The organism is Streptomyces sp. GQ60 (assembly GCF_059758875.1).
Window position 1 is genome coordinate 312,675 of the sequence record NZ_JCAXEG010000002.1, and the last position, 14,220, is coordinate 326,894.

Sequence of the window (14,220 nt, forward strand, 5' to 3'; positions counted from 1 at the left end):
CCGACGCGCGGGTCTACACATCGCGCGCCGGTCATCGTGCGTCACGGGAAGCGCACGCTTTGTTACATTCAGCGGCACCCGGCCGCGCTGCGCCATTCGGGGCGGGCAAACGGGGGTCCCCCGCGGTGCCGCGGGCCCGGTCGGCCCCGGTCGTGGGCATGGTGGGGGCATGAAGGGTACGGAGGTACTGGCCGACGCGTTCGGCCGGATCCAGGGCGTGGTGCACGAGGCCGTCGAGGGGCTGGAGCCCGGGCAGCTCCATGAGCGGATCGATCCCGGTGCGAACTCGATCACCTGGCTCGTCTGGCACCTCACCCGGATCCAGGACGACCACGTGGCGGACGCGGCCGGCTGGGAACAGGTCTGGCACGCGCAGGGCTGGGACGAGCGGTTCGGTCTGGCGCTGCCCCCCGGTTCGACCGGCTACGGGCACACCTCCCGCCAGGCCGGCGCCGTCCGGGTCGAGTCGGGGGAACTCCTGCTGGAGTACTTCGACGCCGTCCACGCGCAGACGGAGCGCTTCCTGCGGGGGCTGTCCGCCGCCGACCTGGACCGGGTGGTCGACGAACGGTGGGACCCGCCTGTGACCCTCGGGATCCGGCTGGTCAGTGTGATCGGCGACGACCTCCAGCACGCGGGACAGGCGGCCTTCGTCCGGGGCGTGCTGACGAGGAGCCGCTGATGGCGTCGCGCCGCGCACTCCTGACGGCCCTGCTCCTCCTCCTGACCGGCGGCCCGGCGGCGGCGACGGCTCCGGCGGCCACGGCAGCCACGGCGGCTCCGGCAGCCATCGCCGCCCCGCTCGCCGGGGCCGGGGCCTCGGCCGGAGCCGACCCGCGGCCCGTGGTGGAGACCGATCGCGGAGCGGTGCGCGGGCGGGAGGCAGCCGGGTACCGCACCTTCGAGGGCATCCCGTACGCCGCTCCGCCGACCGGTCCGCTGCGCTGGCGGCTTCCTGAGCCCGCCGCGCCCTGGCCGGGCGTACGGGACGCCGGTGCGCCCGGGGCCCGTTGCGTGCAGCTGCCCGCGGTGGGACCGGGTGGCCCGAGCGGCTCGGAGGACTGCCTGTTCCTCAACGTCACGGCTCCGGCGGCCGCGCACGCCTCCGGCCGGCCCGTCATGGTCTGGTTCCACGGCGGCGGGTTCATGAACGGTGCCGGGGACCTGTACCGGCCGGGCCGGCTGGCTTCGGCGGGCGGGGCCGTGGTCGTCACGGTCAACTACCGGCTCGGGATCTTCGGGCTCTTCGGTCATCCCGCGCTCCACGGCGCCCCCGACTTCGCGCTCGCCGACCAGCAGGCGGCCCTGCGCTGGGTGCGGGCGAACGCCGCTCGTTTCGGCGGGGATCCCGGCAACGTCACCGTGTTCGGCGAGTCCGCCGGCGCGCTGAGCGTCTGCCTGCACCTCACCTCCCCCGCCTCGGCCGGCCTGTTCCACCGTGCGATCGTGCAGAGCGGATCCTGTTCGCTCACCGTCCCCGCGCACTCGCTGCTCCCCGCACTGCCCGCCTACGAGCCGTTCGTGCCGGAGCGCCGCACGGTGGCCGAGGGGTCCGCCGCGGCGGCCCGGCTCGGCTGCGGCCGCTCCCCGGACGGCCCGGCGGCGGACGCGGAGGTCCTGCGGTGCCTGCGCGGCCTGCCGCCCCGCACCCTGGCGACACCCGAGCTCATGACGCTGTTCTCCCCGGTGTCCTACGGCACCCCGCTGCTCCCCACCGAGCCCCGACGGGCCCTGGAACGCGGGGAGTTCCACCGGGTCCCGGTGGTGCAGGGCTCGACCCGCGACGAGATGCGGATCTTCCTCGGGCAGACGCTGACCGCCCACCCGGTCGCCGACCCGCGGGCCTACCGCTCCCGGCTGCGTGCCGCGTTCGGGGCGCGGGCCGGACTCGTCGAGGCCGCCTACCCGGTGACGGCCCATCCGACGCCCGCGCTGGCCTTCGCCGCCGTGCTGACGGACGCCTCCTTCGTCTGCCCGCAGCTCCGGGACAGCCGCGCGCTGGCTCGGCACGTGCCCACGTACGACTACGGGTTCGACGACCGGCGCGCACCCGACTTCACCGGGCTGCCGCCGGTGCCGGGCTTTCCCTACGGGGCCTCGCACGGGTCCGAGCTGCCCTACCTCTTCGACACCGCGCTCCCGTTGAGCGCCGCGCAGCGGGTGCTCGCGGAGCGGATGACCGGCTACTGGACCCGGTTCGCGGCGACCGGCGATCCGAACTCCCCCGGCACGGGGCCGTGGTGGCCGCGCTCCCCCGCCGTACTGTCCCTGGCACCGGGTCCCTCGGGCGGCATCCGCCCGGTGGACGCGGCGGCCCGGCACCACTGCGGGCTGTGGGACTCCGTAGGACAGTCTCTCGAAAGGGCGGGCTCGTGACCGGTTTGGCCGACATCCTCCAGTCGTACGTGGACGACGGAACCCTGCCGGGGGCGGTGGCCCTGGTGGACCGGGGCGACGGCAGGGAGCCCGAAGTGGCCGCCGTGGGCGGCGCGGACGCCGCGGGCGGGGCCCCGATGGTCCGCGACTCGATCTTCCGGATCGCCTCGCTCACCAAGCCGGTCACGGCGGCGGCGGTCATGATGCTGGTGGAGGACGGCCGGTTCGCGCTCACCGACGCCGTCGCGCCCTGGCTGCCGGAGATCGCCGGACCGGTGGTCGTACGGACTCCCGGGAGCCCGGTGGACGACGTGGTCCCGGCGAAGCGGCCGGTGACGGTGGCCGACCTGATGACCTTCCGCGCGGGGTGGGGCTTCTCCTCCGACTTCTCCCTCCCGGCGGTCGCACCGCTCGTCGGCGAGCTGCGGCAGGGCCCGCCGCGGCCGCAGGAGGTCGCGGGGCCGGACGCGTGGATGGCAGCGCTGGGCCGGATCCCGATGCTGTACCAGCCGGGCGAGGCCTGGCTCTACAACACTTGCTCGGACGTGCTGGGGGTGCTGATCGCCCGGGTGGCGGGGTGCTCACTGCCGGAGTTCCTGGCCGAGCGGATCTTCGAGCCGCTGGACATGCCCGACACCGGTTTCGCCGTGCCGGCGGGGCAGTCGGGCCGGTTCACGCACTTCTACCGGGCCGGCGCGGACGGGGGCCTCGACCTCGTGGACGCCCCCGACGGGCAGTGGAGCGCCGCACCCGCCTTTCCGTCCGGCGCGGGCGGTCTGGTCTCCACGGCGGACGACTACCACCGTTTCGCCCGGATGCTGGTCGACGGGGGCGGCCCGCTGCTCTCGGCCGATTCCGTGCGCAGGATGACCACCGACTGGCTGACGCCGGCCCAGCGGGCCGGGGCCGAACTGTTCCTGGAGGGTCAGGGCTGGGGGTTCGGCGGGTCGGTCGACGTGACGCCGGCCGAGCCGTGGAACGTACCGGGCCGCTACGGCTGGATCGGCGGCACCGGCACCGCCGCCCACATCGTCCCCTCGACGGGGGCCGTCACCGTCCTGCTGACCCAGCGGGAGCTGACGGGCCCCTCGCCGCTGCCGGCGACGATGCGCGCGGTGTGGGCGTACGCGGCCGCCGGGTAGGCCGGTACGCCCCTGCGCCTACTCCGCTCAGTGGTTCTCGGTCGGCCGCAGGTCGCGCGGGATCAGCGTCCAGGTGGTCGCCGCGGCGGCGATCGCGAGGACTCCGGCCAACAGGAACGCCGGGGTGATGGCGAGGGTGTAGGCCTGCGAGGCGGCGTCGAGCAGGGTCCGGCCGACGCCGCCGCCGAGCTGTTCGGCGGTGTGGGCGGCTTCGCCCACGGAGTCCCGTACGGCGGCCAGCGTGGTGGAGTCCAGGTCCAGGGCCGGGAGGTTGCCCCGGTAGAGCGCGGCCGCGGTGGAGCCGAGGATGGCGACGCCCATGGCCGAGCCGAGTTCGTAGCAGGTCTCCTCGATGGCGGCGGCGCTGGAGACCTCGTCGGCCGGGGCCGTGGAGATGAGCGTCACCGAGGCGACGGTGGTGGCGATGCCCGCGCCGAGGCCCATGATGGTCAGCGCCACGGCGAAGGCGGGATAGCCGAGGCCGGTGAACTGCTGGAGCGTCCAGGGCAGCGCCATGCCCGCGGCGAGGACCACCAGGCCGCCGCCGAGCACGTGGCGGATCGCGAAGCGCTGCATGAGGGTCGGGGCGACCATCGAGGCGCAGATCAGCGCGAGCGGGGCGGGGAGCAGGCGCAGGCCCGCCTCCAGCGGGGTGTAGCCCTGGCCGTACTGGAACCACTGGGTGACCAGGAACAGGATCGCGCCCATGCCCACCATGGGAAGGAAGATCGCGGTGGCGGCCACGCTGAAGGCGGGCTTGGTGAACAGCCGGACCTGGAGCAGCGGGTTGTCCACGCGGAGCTGGCGGCGGACGAACAGGGTCAGCGCGACGGCGGCGAGGATCAGCAGGGCCCAGGGCAGCGGGTCGGCGACACCGCTCTTGCCGAGCTGCTTGATGCCGCCCGCGAGGGCGAGCATGCCGACGATCGACTGGCCGACGCCGGTCCAGTCCCACTTTCCGGTGGAGCGCGGGGAGCGGGATTCGGGGAGGTAGCGCAGGCCGGCCGCGACGATCACGGCGGTGACGGGCAGGTTGAGGAGGAAGGCGGAGTGCCAGCCGTAGTCCTGGACGAGCAGGCCGCCGACGACGGGGCCGAAGGCCATGCCGCCGCCGAACACGGCGGCCCATACGGCGAGGGCGAAGGCGCGTTCCTTGGCGTCGGTGAAGACGCTGCGCAGGATCGACAGGGTGGAGGGCATGATCGCGGCGCCGCCGACGCCGAGGAGGGCGCGGGCCGCGATGACGTGCCAGGCCTCGGTGGAGAACACGGCGATGAGCGAGGCCAGGGCGAAGATGCCGAAGCCCGCCATGAGCAGCCGCTTGCGGCCCCAGCGGTCGCCGAGGGCGCCCGCGGTGACCAGCAGCCCGGAGAGGGCGAGGGCGTAGATGTCGATGATCCACAGCTGCTGTACGGCGCCCGGCTGGAGGTCGCCGACGAGCGAGGGGAAGGCCACGTTGAGGATCGTGGTGTCCATCGAGATGAGCAGGAGACTGCCGGAGAGGATCGTGAGCACGATCCAGCGGCGCGGGTCCTGCGTGGGGGTGTGCATTTCGGTTCCGTTCACGGTTGTTTCACGGTTCTTTCCCGGCCGCGTCTCACGGTCGTACGCGGGAGGGTGCGGGGTCAGGCCGTCGGGGACGGCCGGGTTCCGCTGAGGAAGGAGGCGAGGACGAGCCGGCCGATGTCCCGGCGGGCGAGGTGGCCGTCGCGGACGCCCTCGGCGGCGGCGTCGAGCAGTCCCCACAGCGAGTACCAGATCCAGTACGCGGGCAGGTCGACGCGGAGCCGGCCGAGGCGCTGGCCGAGGGCGAGGAAGGCGAGGGCCCGCTCGTCCTGGCGCTGGATCCCGGCCCGGAACTCGGGGTCGGCGAGCACGGTGGCATCGCGCGAGGTGAACCCGTACAGGTGCGCGGCGGGCAGCAGCCCGGTGACGAGCCGCTCCAGCGCGGCGTCGAACTCCGCGCCGTCGGCGGTGCCGGGCAGATCGGCGGGGGCGAGGCACCCGTCGACCACGTCGATGGCCCGGACGGCCACGGCTTTGAGGAGTGCCTCGCGGGTGGCGTAGCGGCGGCTGAGCGTGGCGCGGCTGGTCCCGATGCCTGCGGCGATGTGCGCCATAGAGGCACTGTGATCGCCGGCGAGCACGCGTGCGGCGCCGTCCAGCAGCTCTTCTTCGTTCATCATGCGATCCTCCTTCGTATCAAACGATACAAATTTGTCTCACATGAAGCAAATCTGATGCGCGAGCACGCCGTGGGTGGACGCACGCGCCCGTACGCTGTCCGGGTGATGACGGACCGGGACGAGAACTCCGAGCGGGCGCGCTCCGCCGCGGCTGCCGCGGCGAAGTACGAGAAGTGGAAGGAGAACGGCGTACTGCTGCGCGCGTTCTTCTACATCGCCGGCACGCACCTCTTCGCCGGGTTCGTCTGGCTGCTGTTCATGCTGGGCGAGCACGCCGAGAAGTAGCGTTCAGCCCTGTTCTTCCGTCCCCGTGCGGGCGCGGGCGCCCGAGCGGGTGCGGCCCGAGGTCTGGGCGCGTTCCGGGTGCCGGCGTACGTACTCGCGCTCCAGCTCGTCCATCCGCCGGGTGTGCGTGACCAGCGCTTCGTCCGATCCGTGCAGCAGGGTCTCGTGACGCGTGCGGTGGATGGCTTCGAGCTCCTTCATCAGGCGGCCCTCTTCGAGCCCGTCCGCCGACGGCCCGGCCTCGTGTGCCTCGCGCTCCGCCATGGCAGGTCACCTCTCCCTCGGCCGGGCCGGGCACCTCGCCCGGCCGCGCTCATCCCATCATCGCCGAGTGAGCGGGATAGAGGCGGTCGAGCGGCTGATCGGCGTAGGCCGCCCTGGTGCCGCCGCTCTCGTCACACCTGCCCGGGGGCCGCCGCGCGGGCCACGCACCCGCGGGCCACCTCGTCGGCGAAGGCGCGGGCGAGCGGGGCCAGGGCGGACCAGCGCCGGACGGCCCAGCCGACGGCGAGCGGCGGCAGGGCGGGGACCGGCACCAGGCGCAGCGGCCCTTCCGATCCGGGGACCTGCCAGCCGGGCAGTGCGGGTACGACGGCGTGGCCGAGGCCCAGTTCGGCGAGGAGGAGGGCGGTGTCCCAGTCGGCGGCGCTGGTGTCGGAGCTGATCCGGATGCCCGCTTCGGCGAGGGCGGCGTCGAGGTGGCCGCGGGAGGTGGAATTCTCCGGCAGCCGGATGTGGCGGATGGCGCCGAGGTCGGTCGGCTCCAGGCGGGAGCGGGCGGCGAGGGGGTCGTCGGCGCCGACCGCCAGGACCCAGGGCAGCCGCATGACGGGGCGCTGCTCGATGCCCCGTACGGGGGCGCCGATGGTGACCCAGGCGAGGTCGAGGTCGTCGGCCGCGAGGGCTTCGAAGCAGCTCCGGCTGGAGTTCTCGGTCTGGAACTCCAGGCTGACCCGGGGGTGGCTGCGCCGGAAGGCGACGATCGCCTCGGCCATGAAGTGGCGCACGGTGGTGGCCCCGGTGGTGACGCGGACCGAGCCGCCGTCGCCCCGTACGAGGGCGTCGAGCCGGCGCAGGGCTCCGTCGAGCCCGGCGAGGCCGTCGGCGGCGGCGGCCTGGAGGATCAGGCCGGCCCCGGTGGGCGAGACTCCGCGCGGATGGCGCTCCAGGAGTGCGGCACCGGTCTCCTTCTCCAGGCGGCGGATGTGCTGGCTGATGGCGGACTGGGTGCGGCCGACGTCGCGGGCGACGGCGCTGAGGCTCCCGGCCCGGCAGACGGCGACGAACACGCGGAGGTCATCGAGGGTCACAACCCCAAGGTATCCCTGGGGGGTTATGAGAAATAGGGAGGATTGACTTGGATGTCGGGCTGCCCGACGATCAATTCACGGCCCAGGGCGGCAACCCGGTCCCGCCATCGCGAGGGTGGGACCGGGTGCCGACCCGCTGCCGCTAGGCCGTCACACGCCCGGGGCCGGTGCACCGGTGAGCTTGACCATCACCTCGTCGCGCAGGAGTTCGTACTCCGTGCGCAGGCGGCGCAGTTCGCTGTCCGGGGGGCGGGGGATGACGATCCCCTCGGTGATCTTCTCCTCCGGTGCGAACTGCTCGCGGGTGAGGTCGATCTCTATGCCGAGGCCCAGGCGGTTCCACCAGTGGTAGTCCACGCGCTCTCCGTCGACGAGTACCTCCCCGCGGATCAGCTCGCCGCCCAGCAGGTCGTTGAGGACCAGGGCGGTCACGCCGCACTGGTCACGGGCCGGGTTCTCCCTGGTCCATCGATCACGGTACTCGGGGGTACACGTCATCGCGCTCCAACTGCTGCGGACGGCACGGTCGATGTCGGTCAGAAGGAAAGGTGTCATGTCGACCATCCTCGCAACCGGCACTGACACCGATCCATACCCCGGCCGACCGTCCGGTCGATCATGCGCGTTCCTGTCATTGGCGCGCGGTCCCGTGCGCGTTCCGGTCATTCGCTCCGGGGGGCGGTGGCGAGGAGTTCGCCGATGACGTGCCGGGCGATGGCCGCCATGACGGGGTTCGTCTCCTTGTAGTAGTTCAGCTCCATGAGGGCGATCGACAGGGCCCAGCCGCGGGCGCGGGTCCACATCGCGTCGTCGGCGTCCAGGGCGGCCCGGAAGGCGGGGCGGGCGGCGGCCGGGAGGAGGTACCAGGCCGGGATCAGGTCGACGGCGGGTTCGCCGAGGCCGGCGCAGCCGAAGTCGATGACGGCGGCGAGCCTTCCGTCCGCGAGGAGCAGGTTGCCGGGCTGCAGGTCGGCGTGGATCCAGACCGGCGGCCCGGACCAGGGCTCGGCCCGCAGGGCCTCCTCCCACACGGCGGTCGCCGCCCCGGTCTCCGCGTCGGCGCTCGCGCCCAGCTCCGCGATCGCGGCACGGGTGGCGGCGTCCCGGTCCGCGAGGGACTCGCTGCGGTAGGAGGCGGGGGCGTCTGCCGGATCGGCCCGGTGGAGTGCGGAGACGAACTCCGCCAGGTCCTCGGCCAGCAGGTCCGGCTCCGCGATCCGGCCGGGCACGGGGTTCTCACCGGGGACCCAGCCGAAGACGGACCAGGACCAGGGGTAGCCCTCCGCGGGCCGCCCCATGCCGAGGGGGACGGGTATGGCGGTCGGCAGGCCCGGAGCGAGCCGCGGCAGCCAGACGTGCTCCATGCCCACGTCGCCGGCCGCGCCGGGCGTGCGCGGAAGGCGTACGACCAGGTCCGCGCCCAGCCGGTACATGGCGTTCGACGTCCCGGCGGAGTCGACCCGCTGGGCGGGAAGCTCCGCCCACTGCGGGAACTGCCCGGCGATCAGCCTGCGCACGAGGGCGGTGTCGATGTCGGGTTCGTCGGCGTGCATTTTCCCGGCGGGCATGAGCACCTTCCTGAAGCGTCCGAAGATCGTTGCCCCCACGGTAACCGCCGTGCCCCGGCACGCCGGAGCCCGGCCCGACTGGGTGCCGGGCCGGGCTCGGTGGGGGCGTCAGGCGGCTCTCATCAGGATGCCGGGAACCTGGCGGGGCGCCCGTGCGGGATCACGGAGTGAAGGTCCAGCGCTGGGCGGCGGTCGTGGCGCACGCGGCCCGGGTGAGCCTGGTGCCGTTGGCCGTGGCGGAGCCGGCCGGGGTCAGGCACTGGCCGGAGTTGCGCAGGCTGCCGTCCGGGCCGGTCTGCCAGCTCTGGCCCGGGCTGCCGTCGCAGGTCTGGATCGCGACGGCGTTGGCGGTGGCGGCGTCCAGGCAGACTCCGCCGAGGCCCGTCAGCCGGCCGTCGCCCTGCAGGGTCCAGCGCTGGTTGGGGCCGCCGTGGCAGCTGTAGAGGGTGGGTTGCGTTCCGGGGGTGGTGGCGCTGCCGGGGAGGTCGAGGCAACTGGCCGACGCCCCGTTGACCAGGGTGGCTGCAGCGGGCAGCGGGGTCGGGCGGCCGGTGAGGGTGATCTCGGCGGCGCTGGTCCAGGGGCCGCGGGCGCCCGCTTCGGTCAGTGCCTTCAGCCGGAGGTAGCGGCCCGCCTTCGCGGAGAGCGAGACCTGTTTGAGGGCCGCCGTGTCGGCGAAGGTGCCGGTGGCCACCGGGGATCCCCAGTCGGTGGTGGTGTCCGAGACGTACACCTCGTAGCCGCCGATCCGGCCGTTGACCCCGCCGTCCTGGCGGGGCAGGTAGCCGAGGCCGTCGGCCGTGTAGCGGGCGCCGAGGTCGATCTGGATCTCGTGCGGGAGGGGCGCGGCGGTGGAACCGGACCAGGCGGTGTGCCAGATGGTCCCGGTGTTCCCGTCGAAGGCGTTGCGTGCGGCGCCGTTCTCGCCGCTGGTCTCCTGGCTGTCGGCGGAGACCAGGGTCCAGGCCGCCTGCGGGACGGGGCTGGAGGTGACCGGGATGGGGTCGGCGGCCGGGACGGAGGTGCCGGTGGCCGAGACGCTGAACGCGCCCGACTTCGTACCCGTCTTGGTCCACAGGATGCCGCCGCGGTCGGCGGCGTCGAAGAACCAGCCCGTCGCCGCCGCGTCGTAGGCGGCCTTGCCGCTCAGCCGGGTGAGTGCCGCGCCGTCCACGGTGAGAGCGGTGGGGGCGGTGGCCACGTGGAGGCTGAACTCGTAGCCGCGCGAGGCCGGTTTGCCGGTGTAGCTGCCGGCCGGGGCGGAGACGGACACGTTGACCGTGCCCGATCCGGAGGCGGGGGCCGTGACGTCGACCTGCTGGCGGGCGAAGGCTCCCGTCTGGTGGGCGCGGGTGATCCCGTCGTCCTCGTAGAGGCTGAAGGAGGTGGCGCCGCGCGGGTGGATGTCGTAGGTGAGGGTGGAGACGGGCTTCTCGCCCGTGTAGTTCATCTGCGGCCACATCGGGACGATGGCGCCGCCCTTGACGAAGAGGGGCAGGGTGTCGAGCGGCGCCTGGTAGCCGTTGAGCCAGCCGGGCCCGGCATAGGTCTTGCCCGTCCAGTAGTCCGTCCACGTGCCGGCCGGCAGGTAGATGCCGTCCCGTACGGAGGTGTCGGAGACGACGGGCGCGACGAGGAAGGAGTCGCCGGCCATGAACTGGCCGCTGGTCAGGTTTCCGCGCGCCACCGGGTCCCCCGGGTACTCCAGGACCATCGCGCGGGTGCTCGGCACGCCGGTCTCGTGCGCGGTCCGGCTCATCGTGTACAGGTACGGCATCAGCCGCATCTTCAGCTGGAGGTACTTGCGGTTGATCGAGAGGTACGGCTCCGCGAACCGCCAGGGCTGCTTGTCCTGGTAGCCGGCGGTCGGACCGGTCGCGCCCCAGCCGGACATGGTCATGAAGGCCGGGGTGAAGGCCTTCCACTGGAGGTCCCGGGCGTACGTCTTGGGGCTGCCGGCGAAGATCCCGTCGACGTCGCCGGCGGCGTAGTTGAGGGCGGAGAGGCCGGCGCCGGTGATGGCGGGGACGTGCCAGCGCATGTCGTCCCAGGTGCCGTTGGTGTCACCGGTCCAGACGACGGCGTTGCGCTGGGTGCCGGCCCAGCCGTCGACGGTCCAGACGTAGCGTCGGGCGTCGGAGTTCTTCTCTATGCCGTCGACGGCCTGCTGGACTCCGGCGAAGGCGGTCTTGTAACCGCCCCCGATCCAGGCGACGTCGGTCTTCACGCCCCGCGAACCGGCCACCCCCACCTCTTCGTTGATGTTGCCTAGACCGGTCGAGGTCCACAGTCCGGTCTGGAAGCCCTTGGACTTCAGGGCGTCGACCGTGGACTTCAGGGGCGTGGTGTAGCCGCAGCCGTAGCCGTCGTTGGGCAGGAACCAGCCCGAGGGCATGTCGGCGGCGCGGGCGTCCGCGGCGTAGCCGACGACGTCCGGGGTGGTCTGGTGGCGGAGCCGGTTGTGATCGCCCTGGTAGGTCGGGTTGGAGGCGTTGAAACAGTCGGCGTTGCCGAGCTCGAAGCCCCACGCCGGAGCCATGAAGGGCTTTCCGCTGACGTCGGTGTAGGCATCCAGGACGGTCTTGAGGGAGTCACCCGTGAAGTACCAGGCGTCGAAGCGCTTCTCGTCGTGGGTGAGGGTGGTGGGGGCGTTGAAACCGTACGAGCCCGGGGCCCAGGTGTTGCGCATCACGCCGTAGTTGTTGGTCGAGACGTAGAAGGGCGCGGGGCTGGCGTTGTTGTTCTCGCGCCACTTGTTGTCGACCGCGATGGGGACGGTCTTGCCGCGCAGCGCCCATTCGCCCAGGCGCAGGCCCGTTCCGTAGAACTGCTCGTCCGTTCCGCGCGCGAGGTACTGGGTGGTCTGGCCGCCGGTCCAGGAGGTGGGCTGCGTCTCCTGCCAGACGAGGGTGGAGTTGTCGGCCCGGTAGACGGAGAACTGCAGCGGGGTCTTGTTGACCCGGATGGACAGCGAACCGGTGGTGATCTTGTAGTACGTGCCCGCGTCGGTCCAGGCGGCGCTCACGGGGCCGAAGTCGGTGGTGGGGGCGAGGTCGGTGCCGGCGGGGTCGTTGGTGAAGGCGCCGTCGGGTGAGAGCCAGAGCCGGAAGACGTCGGCGCGGGCGACGACCACCCGGGCCTTGGCACCGCCGGCGGTTGCGATGGTGAAGGTGTTTCCGGACTGTGTGATGCCCGTGGCGTTGCCCGCCGTGGCCGGGGCGGGCGCGGAGGCGGCCGCCGAGGCCGAGGAGATGGGGCCGGCGGTGGCCAGACCGGCCACGGCGAGGACCGCGGCGAGCAGCGCGGCCACCGGGGCGCGCCGCCGCCGTGGGCTTCTGCGGATGCTGATGAGTCTCATGGGCGGCTCCTCGTGCGGTCCGGATCGCGGGCACACCTTTTGGCATGCACCGGGCAACATAGCGGTCCGGGGGCCTCATTTGAAGGAAGATGCTCGGAATGGCTGGTCAACGAGCACCTTTGAGCATTTTCGAGCCCGTCGATCCCTCACCCGTATGGCCCACCCGCCCTGCGCGACCTGCCCGGCACCCCGACCCTGGGACGAACCACGGACTTTTCTGGAGGGCCCGGCACTCATGACACAGGCGCAAACGCCCGCATCACTCCGCCAGCTCCTCCTCGGCCCCGGGACCCTCAAACTGCTCGTCCTCTCGGCGCTCATCGGCATACCGGTCTCGCTGTTCGCCTTCGCCTTCGTCAGCCTCGAACACGCGCTCCAGCACTGGGTCTGGCACACCGCACCCGACCTGCTCGGCCATTCCCGCCCTCCGTGGTGGTGGGGCCTGCCCACGCTCACCCTCGCCGGACTGCTGGCCGCGCCGATCATCACGCGGATGGCCGGCGGCGGCGGACACGTCCCCGCCCAGGGCTTCGGCGGCCCGGCGACCATGCCCCGCGAGACCCTGAGCGTGGTCCTGGCCGCGCTGGCCTGCCTGCCCCTCGGCGTGATGCTCGGACCCGAGGCACCCCTGATGGCGATCGGCAGCGGACTCGCCCTGCTCAGCATCCGCGCCGCCCAGCGCACCGCCCAGCCCGAGCTGGCCACGGTCCTGGGCATGGCCGGATCCACCGCCGCCATCAGCACGATCTTCGGCAGTCCGCTGATCCCGGTGGTGCTGGTGCTGGAGGGAGCCGCCCTCGTGGCCGGGGGCGCCCGCCTGCTCGTACTGATCCTGCCCGCCCTGGTCGCCAGCGGAGTCGGGGCCCTGGTCTTCACCGGCTTCGGGCACTGGACCGGCCTCGGCATCGGCTCGCTGGCCCTCCCCCAGGAACCCGCCGCCGGCCTGCCCGACGCGGGCGACTTCCTGTGGGGCATCCCCATGGCCGCCCTGATCGGCGTCCTCGTCGCCCTGGGCAAGTCCGCGGGTCTGCGCGTGCACGGTTGGACGGGCACCTCCGCGAAGCGGATCGTCCTGTGCGCGGCGGCCGTCGGCGTCTGCGTCACCGGCTACGCGCTGATCACCGGTCGCTCTCCCGAGGAGGTGGCCCTGTCCGGACAGACCACCCTCGGCATGCTGGCCGCCGAGCCCTCGTCCTGGGGGGTGGGCGCGCTGGTGGCCCTCGCGGTCTTCAAGCTGATCGGCTGGAGCATCGCCCTGGGCAGCCTCCGGGGCGGACCCATCTTCCCGGCCATCATGATCGGGGCCGCGGTCGGCGTCGCCTTCGGCGGCCTCCCCGGCTTCGGCATGGGCCCCGCCCTGGCGGCCGGCGTCTGCGCGGCCGGCGTATCGGTCTCCCGGCTCCCGGTCACCGGCGTGGTCCTGGCCGCCGCCCTGCTGGGCAAGGAGGCATCCGTGCTGATGCCGCTGCTGGTGCTCTCGGCGGTGACCGCCCTGCTGGCCTCGGCCCTGATCGACCGCCAGCGTCCGGCCGACCCGGCGCACCTCCAGCCGGCCGCCGCCGACGCCTGAGCCCGCCGTCGACTCGGCCCCCGGGCGACCGGTCCTCCCGACCACCGGGCCTTCCGGCGGCCACGACGCCTACACCTACGCTCCGGGCATGTACGACGGCGGGCTCATCCAGTGGGTCAGCGAGCTCATGCGAGGGCCCGTCCCCAGACCGTGACGGGCGGCGGGCTCACGGCCAGGACCGGCGCCGCCGGCGAGCCGTGCCGGTGCCCGCAGGGATCGAAGACCAGGACCACCGGCTGTCCCGGACGCTGACGCCAGGAGATGCGTTCCGTGGCTTCGTCGCACACCGGACAGCACGGCAGCGGACCCGGCCGACCCGTCGGACCCGAGCTGCCCGCCAGGCTCGGCGGGTGCGGCTCCGGCCGGTACTCGGGGGCGGCCGCGAGCTGCGTGGAGTGCGGATCGCTCATGGAGTCTCCCTGGTC

General features: G+C 73.2%; 13 protein-coding genes. 5 read left to right on the top strand and 8 right to left on the bottom strand.

Annotation, left to right across the window (positions count from 1 at the left end):
* Positions 1-169: 169 nt before the first annotated feature.
* The 3 genes from AC6CKD_RS06460 to AC6CKD_RS06470 are packed head-to-tail and all read left to right on the top strand — an operon-like array spanning position 170 to position 3,518.
* The gene (locus tag AC6CKD_RS06460) at positions 170-682 is read left to right on the top strand and encodes a mycothiol transferase (RefSeq protein ID WP_498325757.1); all 513 of its coding nucleotides are present in this window, start codon (positions 170-172) and stop codon (positions 680-682) included.
* Positions 682-2,376, top strand: coding sequence for a carboxylesterase/lipase family protein (locus AC6CKD_RS06465; RefSeq protein ID WP_498325759.1), 1,695 nt, complete (start codon positions 682-684; stop codon positions 2,374-2,376). Before AC6CKD_RS06460 ends, AC6CKD_RS06465 begins: the two co-directional genes overlap by 1 nt.
* Positions 2,373-3,518, top strand: a complete 1,146-nt coding sequence (locus tag AC6CKD_RS06470; protein ID WP_498325760.1) for a serine hydrolase domain-containing protein — start codon at positions 2,373-2,375, stop codon at positions 3,516-3,518. The genes AC6CKD_RS06465 and AC6CKD_RS06470 overlap by 4 nt, the downstream gene beginning before the upstream one ends.
* A 27-nt stretch (positions 3,519-3,545) precedes the next feature.
* On the opposite strand, the gene AC6CKD_RS06475 is transcribed toward AC6CKD_RS06470, so the two are convergent.
* Positions 3,546-5,069, bottom strand: coding sequence for an MFS transporter (locus AC6CKD_RS06475; RefSeq protein ID WP_498325761.1), 1,524 nt, complete (start codon positions 5,067-5,069; stop codon positions 3,546-3,548).
* Between the two features lie 74 nt (positions 5,070-5,143).
* Positions 5,144-5,704: a TetR/AcrR family transcriptional regulator gene (locus AC6CKD_RS06480; RefSeq protein WP_498325762.1), complete on the bottom strand. Its 561-nt coding sequence runs from the start codon at positions 5,702-5,704 to the stop codon at positions 5,144-5,146.
* Positions 5,705-5,809: 105 nt separating this feature from the next.
* Here AC6CKD_RS06480 and AC6CKD_RS06485 point away from each other — a divergent pair, with 105 nt between their 5' ends.
* On the top strand, positions 5,810-5,989 hold the full coding sequence (locus AC6CKD_RS06485) for a DUF6126 family protein (protein ID WP_498326276.1): 180 nt from the start codon (positions 5,810-5,812) through the stop codon (positions 5,987-5,989).
* 3 nt (positions 5,990-5,992) lie between these two features.
* Here the strand turns inward: AC6CKD_RS06485 and AC6CKD_RS06490 are convergent, their stop codons facing one another.
* The 5 genes from AC6CKD_RS06490 to AC6CKD_RS06510 all read right to left on the bottom strand — a co-directional run bounded on the left by AC6CKD_RS06490 (position 5,993) and on the right by AC6CKD_RS06510 (position 12,225).
* On the bottom strand, positions 5,993-6,253 hold the full coding sequence (locus AC6CKD_RS06490; protein WP_498325763.1) for a DUF6158 family protein: 261 nt from the start codon (positions 6,251-6,253) through the stop codon (positions 5,993-5,995).
* A 131-nt stretch (positions 6,254-6,384) separates the two neighbouring features.
* The gene (locus AC6CKD_RS06495; RefSeq protein ID WP_498325765.1) at positions 6,385-7,299 is read right to left on the bottom strand and encodes a LysR family transcriptional regulator; all 915 of its coding nucleotides are present in this window, start codon (positions 7,297-7,299) and stop codon (positions 6,385-6,387) included.
* Between the two features lie 150 nt (positions 7,300-7,449).
* Positions 7,450-7,854, bottom strand: coding sequence for a YunG family protein (locus AC6CKD_RS06500; RefSeq protein ID WP_498325766.1), 405 nt, complete (start codon positions 7,852-7,854; stop codon positions 7,450-7,452).
* A gap of 107 nt (positions 7,855-7,961) precedes the next feature.
* Positions 7,962-8,867 (bottom strand): aminoglycoside phosphotransferase family protein, encoded by a 906-nt coding sequence (locus AC6CKD_RS06505; RefSeq protein WP_498325767.1) that lies wholly within the window; start codon positions 8,865-8,867, stop codon positions 7,962-7,964.
* 160 nt (positions 8,868-9,027) lie between these two features.
* Positions 9,028-12,225 (bottom strand): TIM-barrel domain-containing protein, encoded by a 3,198-nt coding sequence (locus AC6CKD_RS06510; RefSeq protein WP_498325768.1) that lies wholly within the window; start codon positions 12,223-12,225, stop codon positions 9,028-9,030.
* Between the two features lie 235 nt (positions 12,226-12,460).
* On the opposite strand from AC6CKD_RS06510, the gene AC6CKD_RS06515 reads away from it, so the two are divergent.
* On the top strand, positions 12,461-13,795 hold the full coding sequence (locus AC6CKD_RS06515; protein ID WP_498325769.1) for a chloride channel protein: 1,335 nt from the start codon (positions 12,461-12,463) through the stop codon (positions 13,793-13,795).
* Between the two features lie 125 nt (positions 13,796-13,920).
* Here the strand turns inward: AC6CKD_RS06515 and AC6CKD_RS06520 are convergent, their stop codons facing one another.
* The gene (locus AC6CKD_RS06520) at positions 13,921-14,205 is read right to left on the bottom strand and encodes a hypothetical protein (RefSeq protein ID WP_498325770.1); all 285 of its coding nucleotides are present in this window, start codon (positions 14,203-14,205) and stop codon (positions 13,921-13,923) included.
* Between the last annotated feature and the right edge of the window lie 15 nt (positions 14,206-14,220).

Coding starts and splice junctions, on each gene's coding strand:
- AC6CKD_RS06460 (WP_498325757.1), top strand. CDS start 170: ATGAAGGGTACGGAGGTACTGGCCGACGCGTTCGGCCGGATCCAGGGC.
- AC6CKD_RS06465 (WP_498325759.1), top strand. CDS start 682: ATGGCGTCGCGCCGCGCACTCCTGACGGCCCTGCTCCTCCTCCTGACC.
- AC6CKD_RS06475 (WP_498325761.1), bottom strand. CDS start 5,069: ATGCACACCCCCACGCAGGACCCGCGCCGCTGGATCGTGCTCACGATC.
- AC6CKD_RS06480 (WP_498325762.1), bottom strand. CDS start 5,704: ATGATGAACGAAGAAGAGCTGCTGGACGGCGCCGCACGCGTGCTCGCC.
- AC6CKD_RS06485 (WP_498326276.1), top strand. CDS start 5,810: ATGACGGACCGGGACGAGAACTCCGAGCGGGCGCGCTCCGCCGCGGCT.
- AC6CKD_RS06490 (WP_498325763.1), bottom strand. CDS start 6,253: ATGGCGGAGCGCGAGGCACACGAGGCCGGGCCGTCGGCGGACGGGCTC.
- AC6CKD_RS06500 (WP_498325766.1), bottom strand. CDS start 7,854: ATGACACCTTTCCTTCTGACCGACATCGACCGTGCCGTCCGCAGCAGT.
- AC6CKD_RS06505 (WP_498325767.1), bottom strand. CDS start 8,867: ATGCCCGCCGGGAAAATGCACGCCGACGAACCCGACATCGACACCGCC.
- AC6CKD_RS06510 (WP_498325768.1), bottom strand. CDS start 12,225: ATGAGACTCATCAGCATCCGCAGAAGCCCACGGCGGCGGCGCGCCCCG.
- AC6CKD_RS06515 (WP_498325769.1), top strand. CDS start 12,461: ATGACACAGGCGCAAACGCCCGCATCACTCCGCCAGCTCCTCCTCGGC.
- AC6CKD_RS06520 (WP_498325770.1), bottom strand. CDS start 14,205: ATGAGCGATCCGCACTCCACGCAGCTCGCGGCCGCCCCCGAGTACCGG.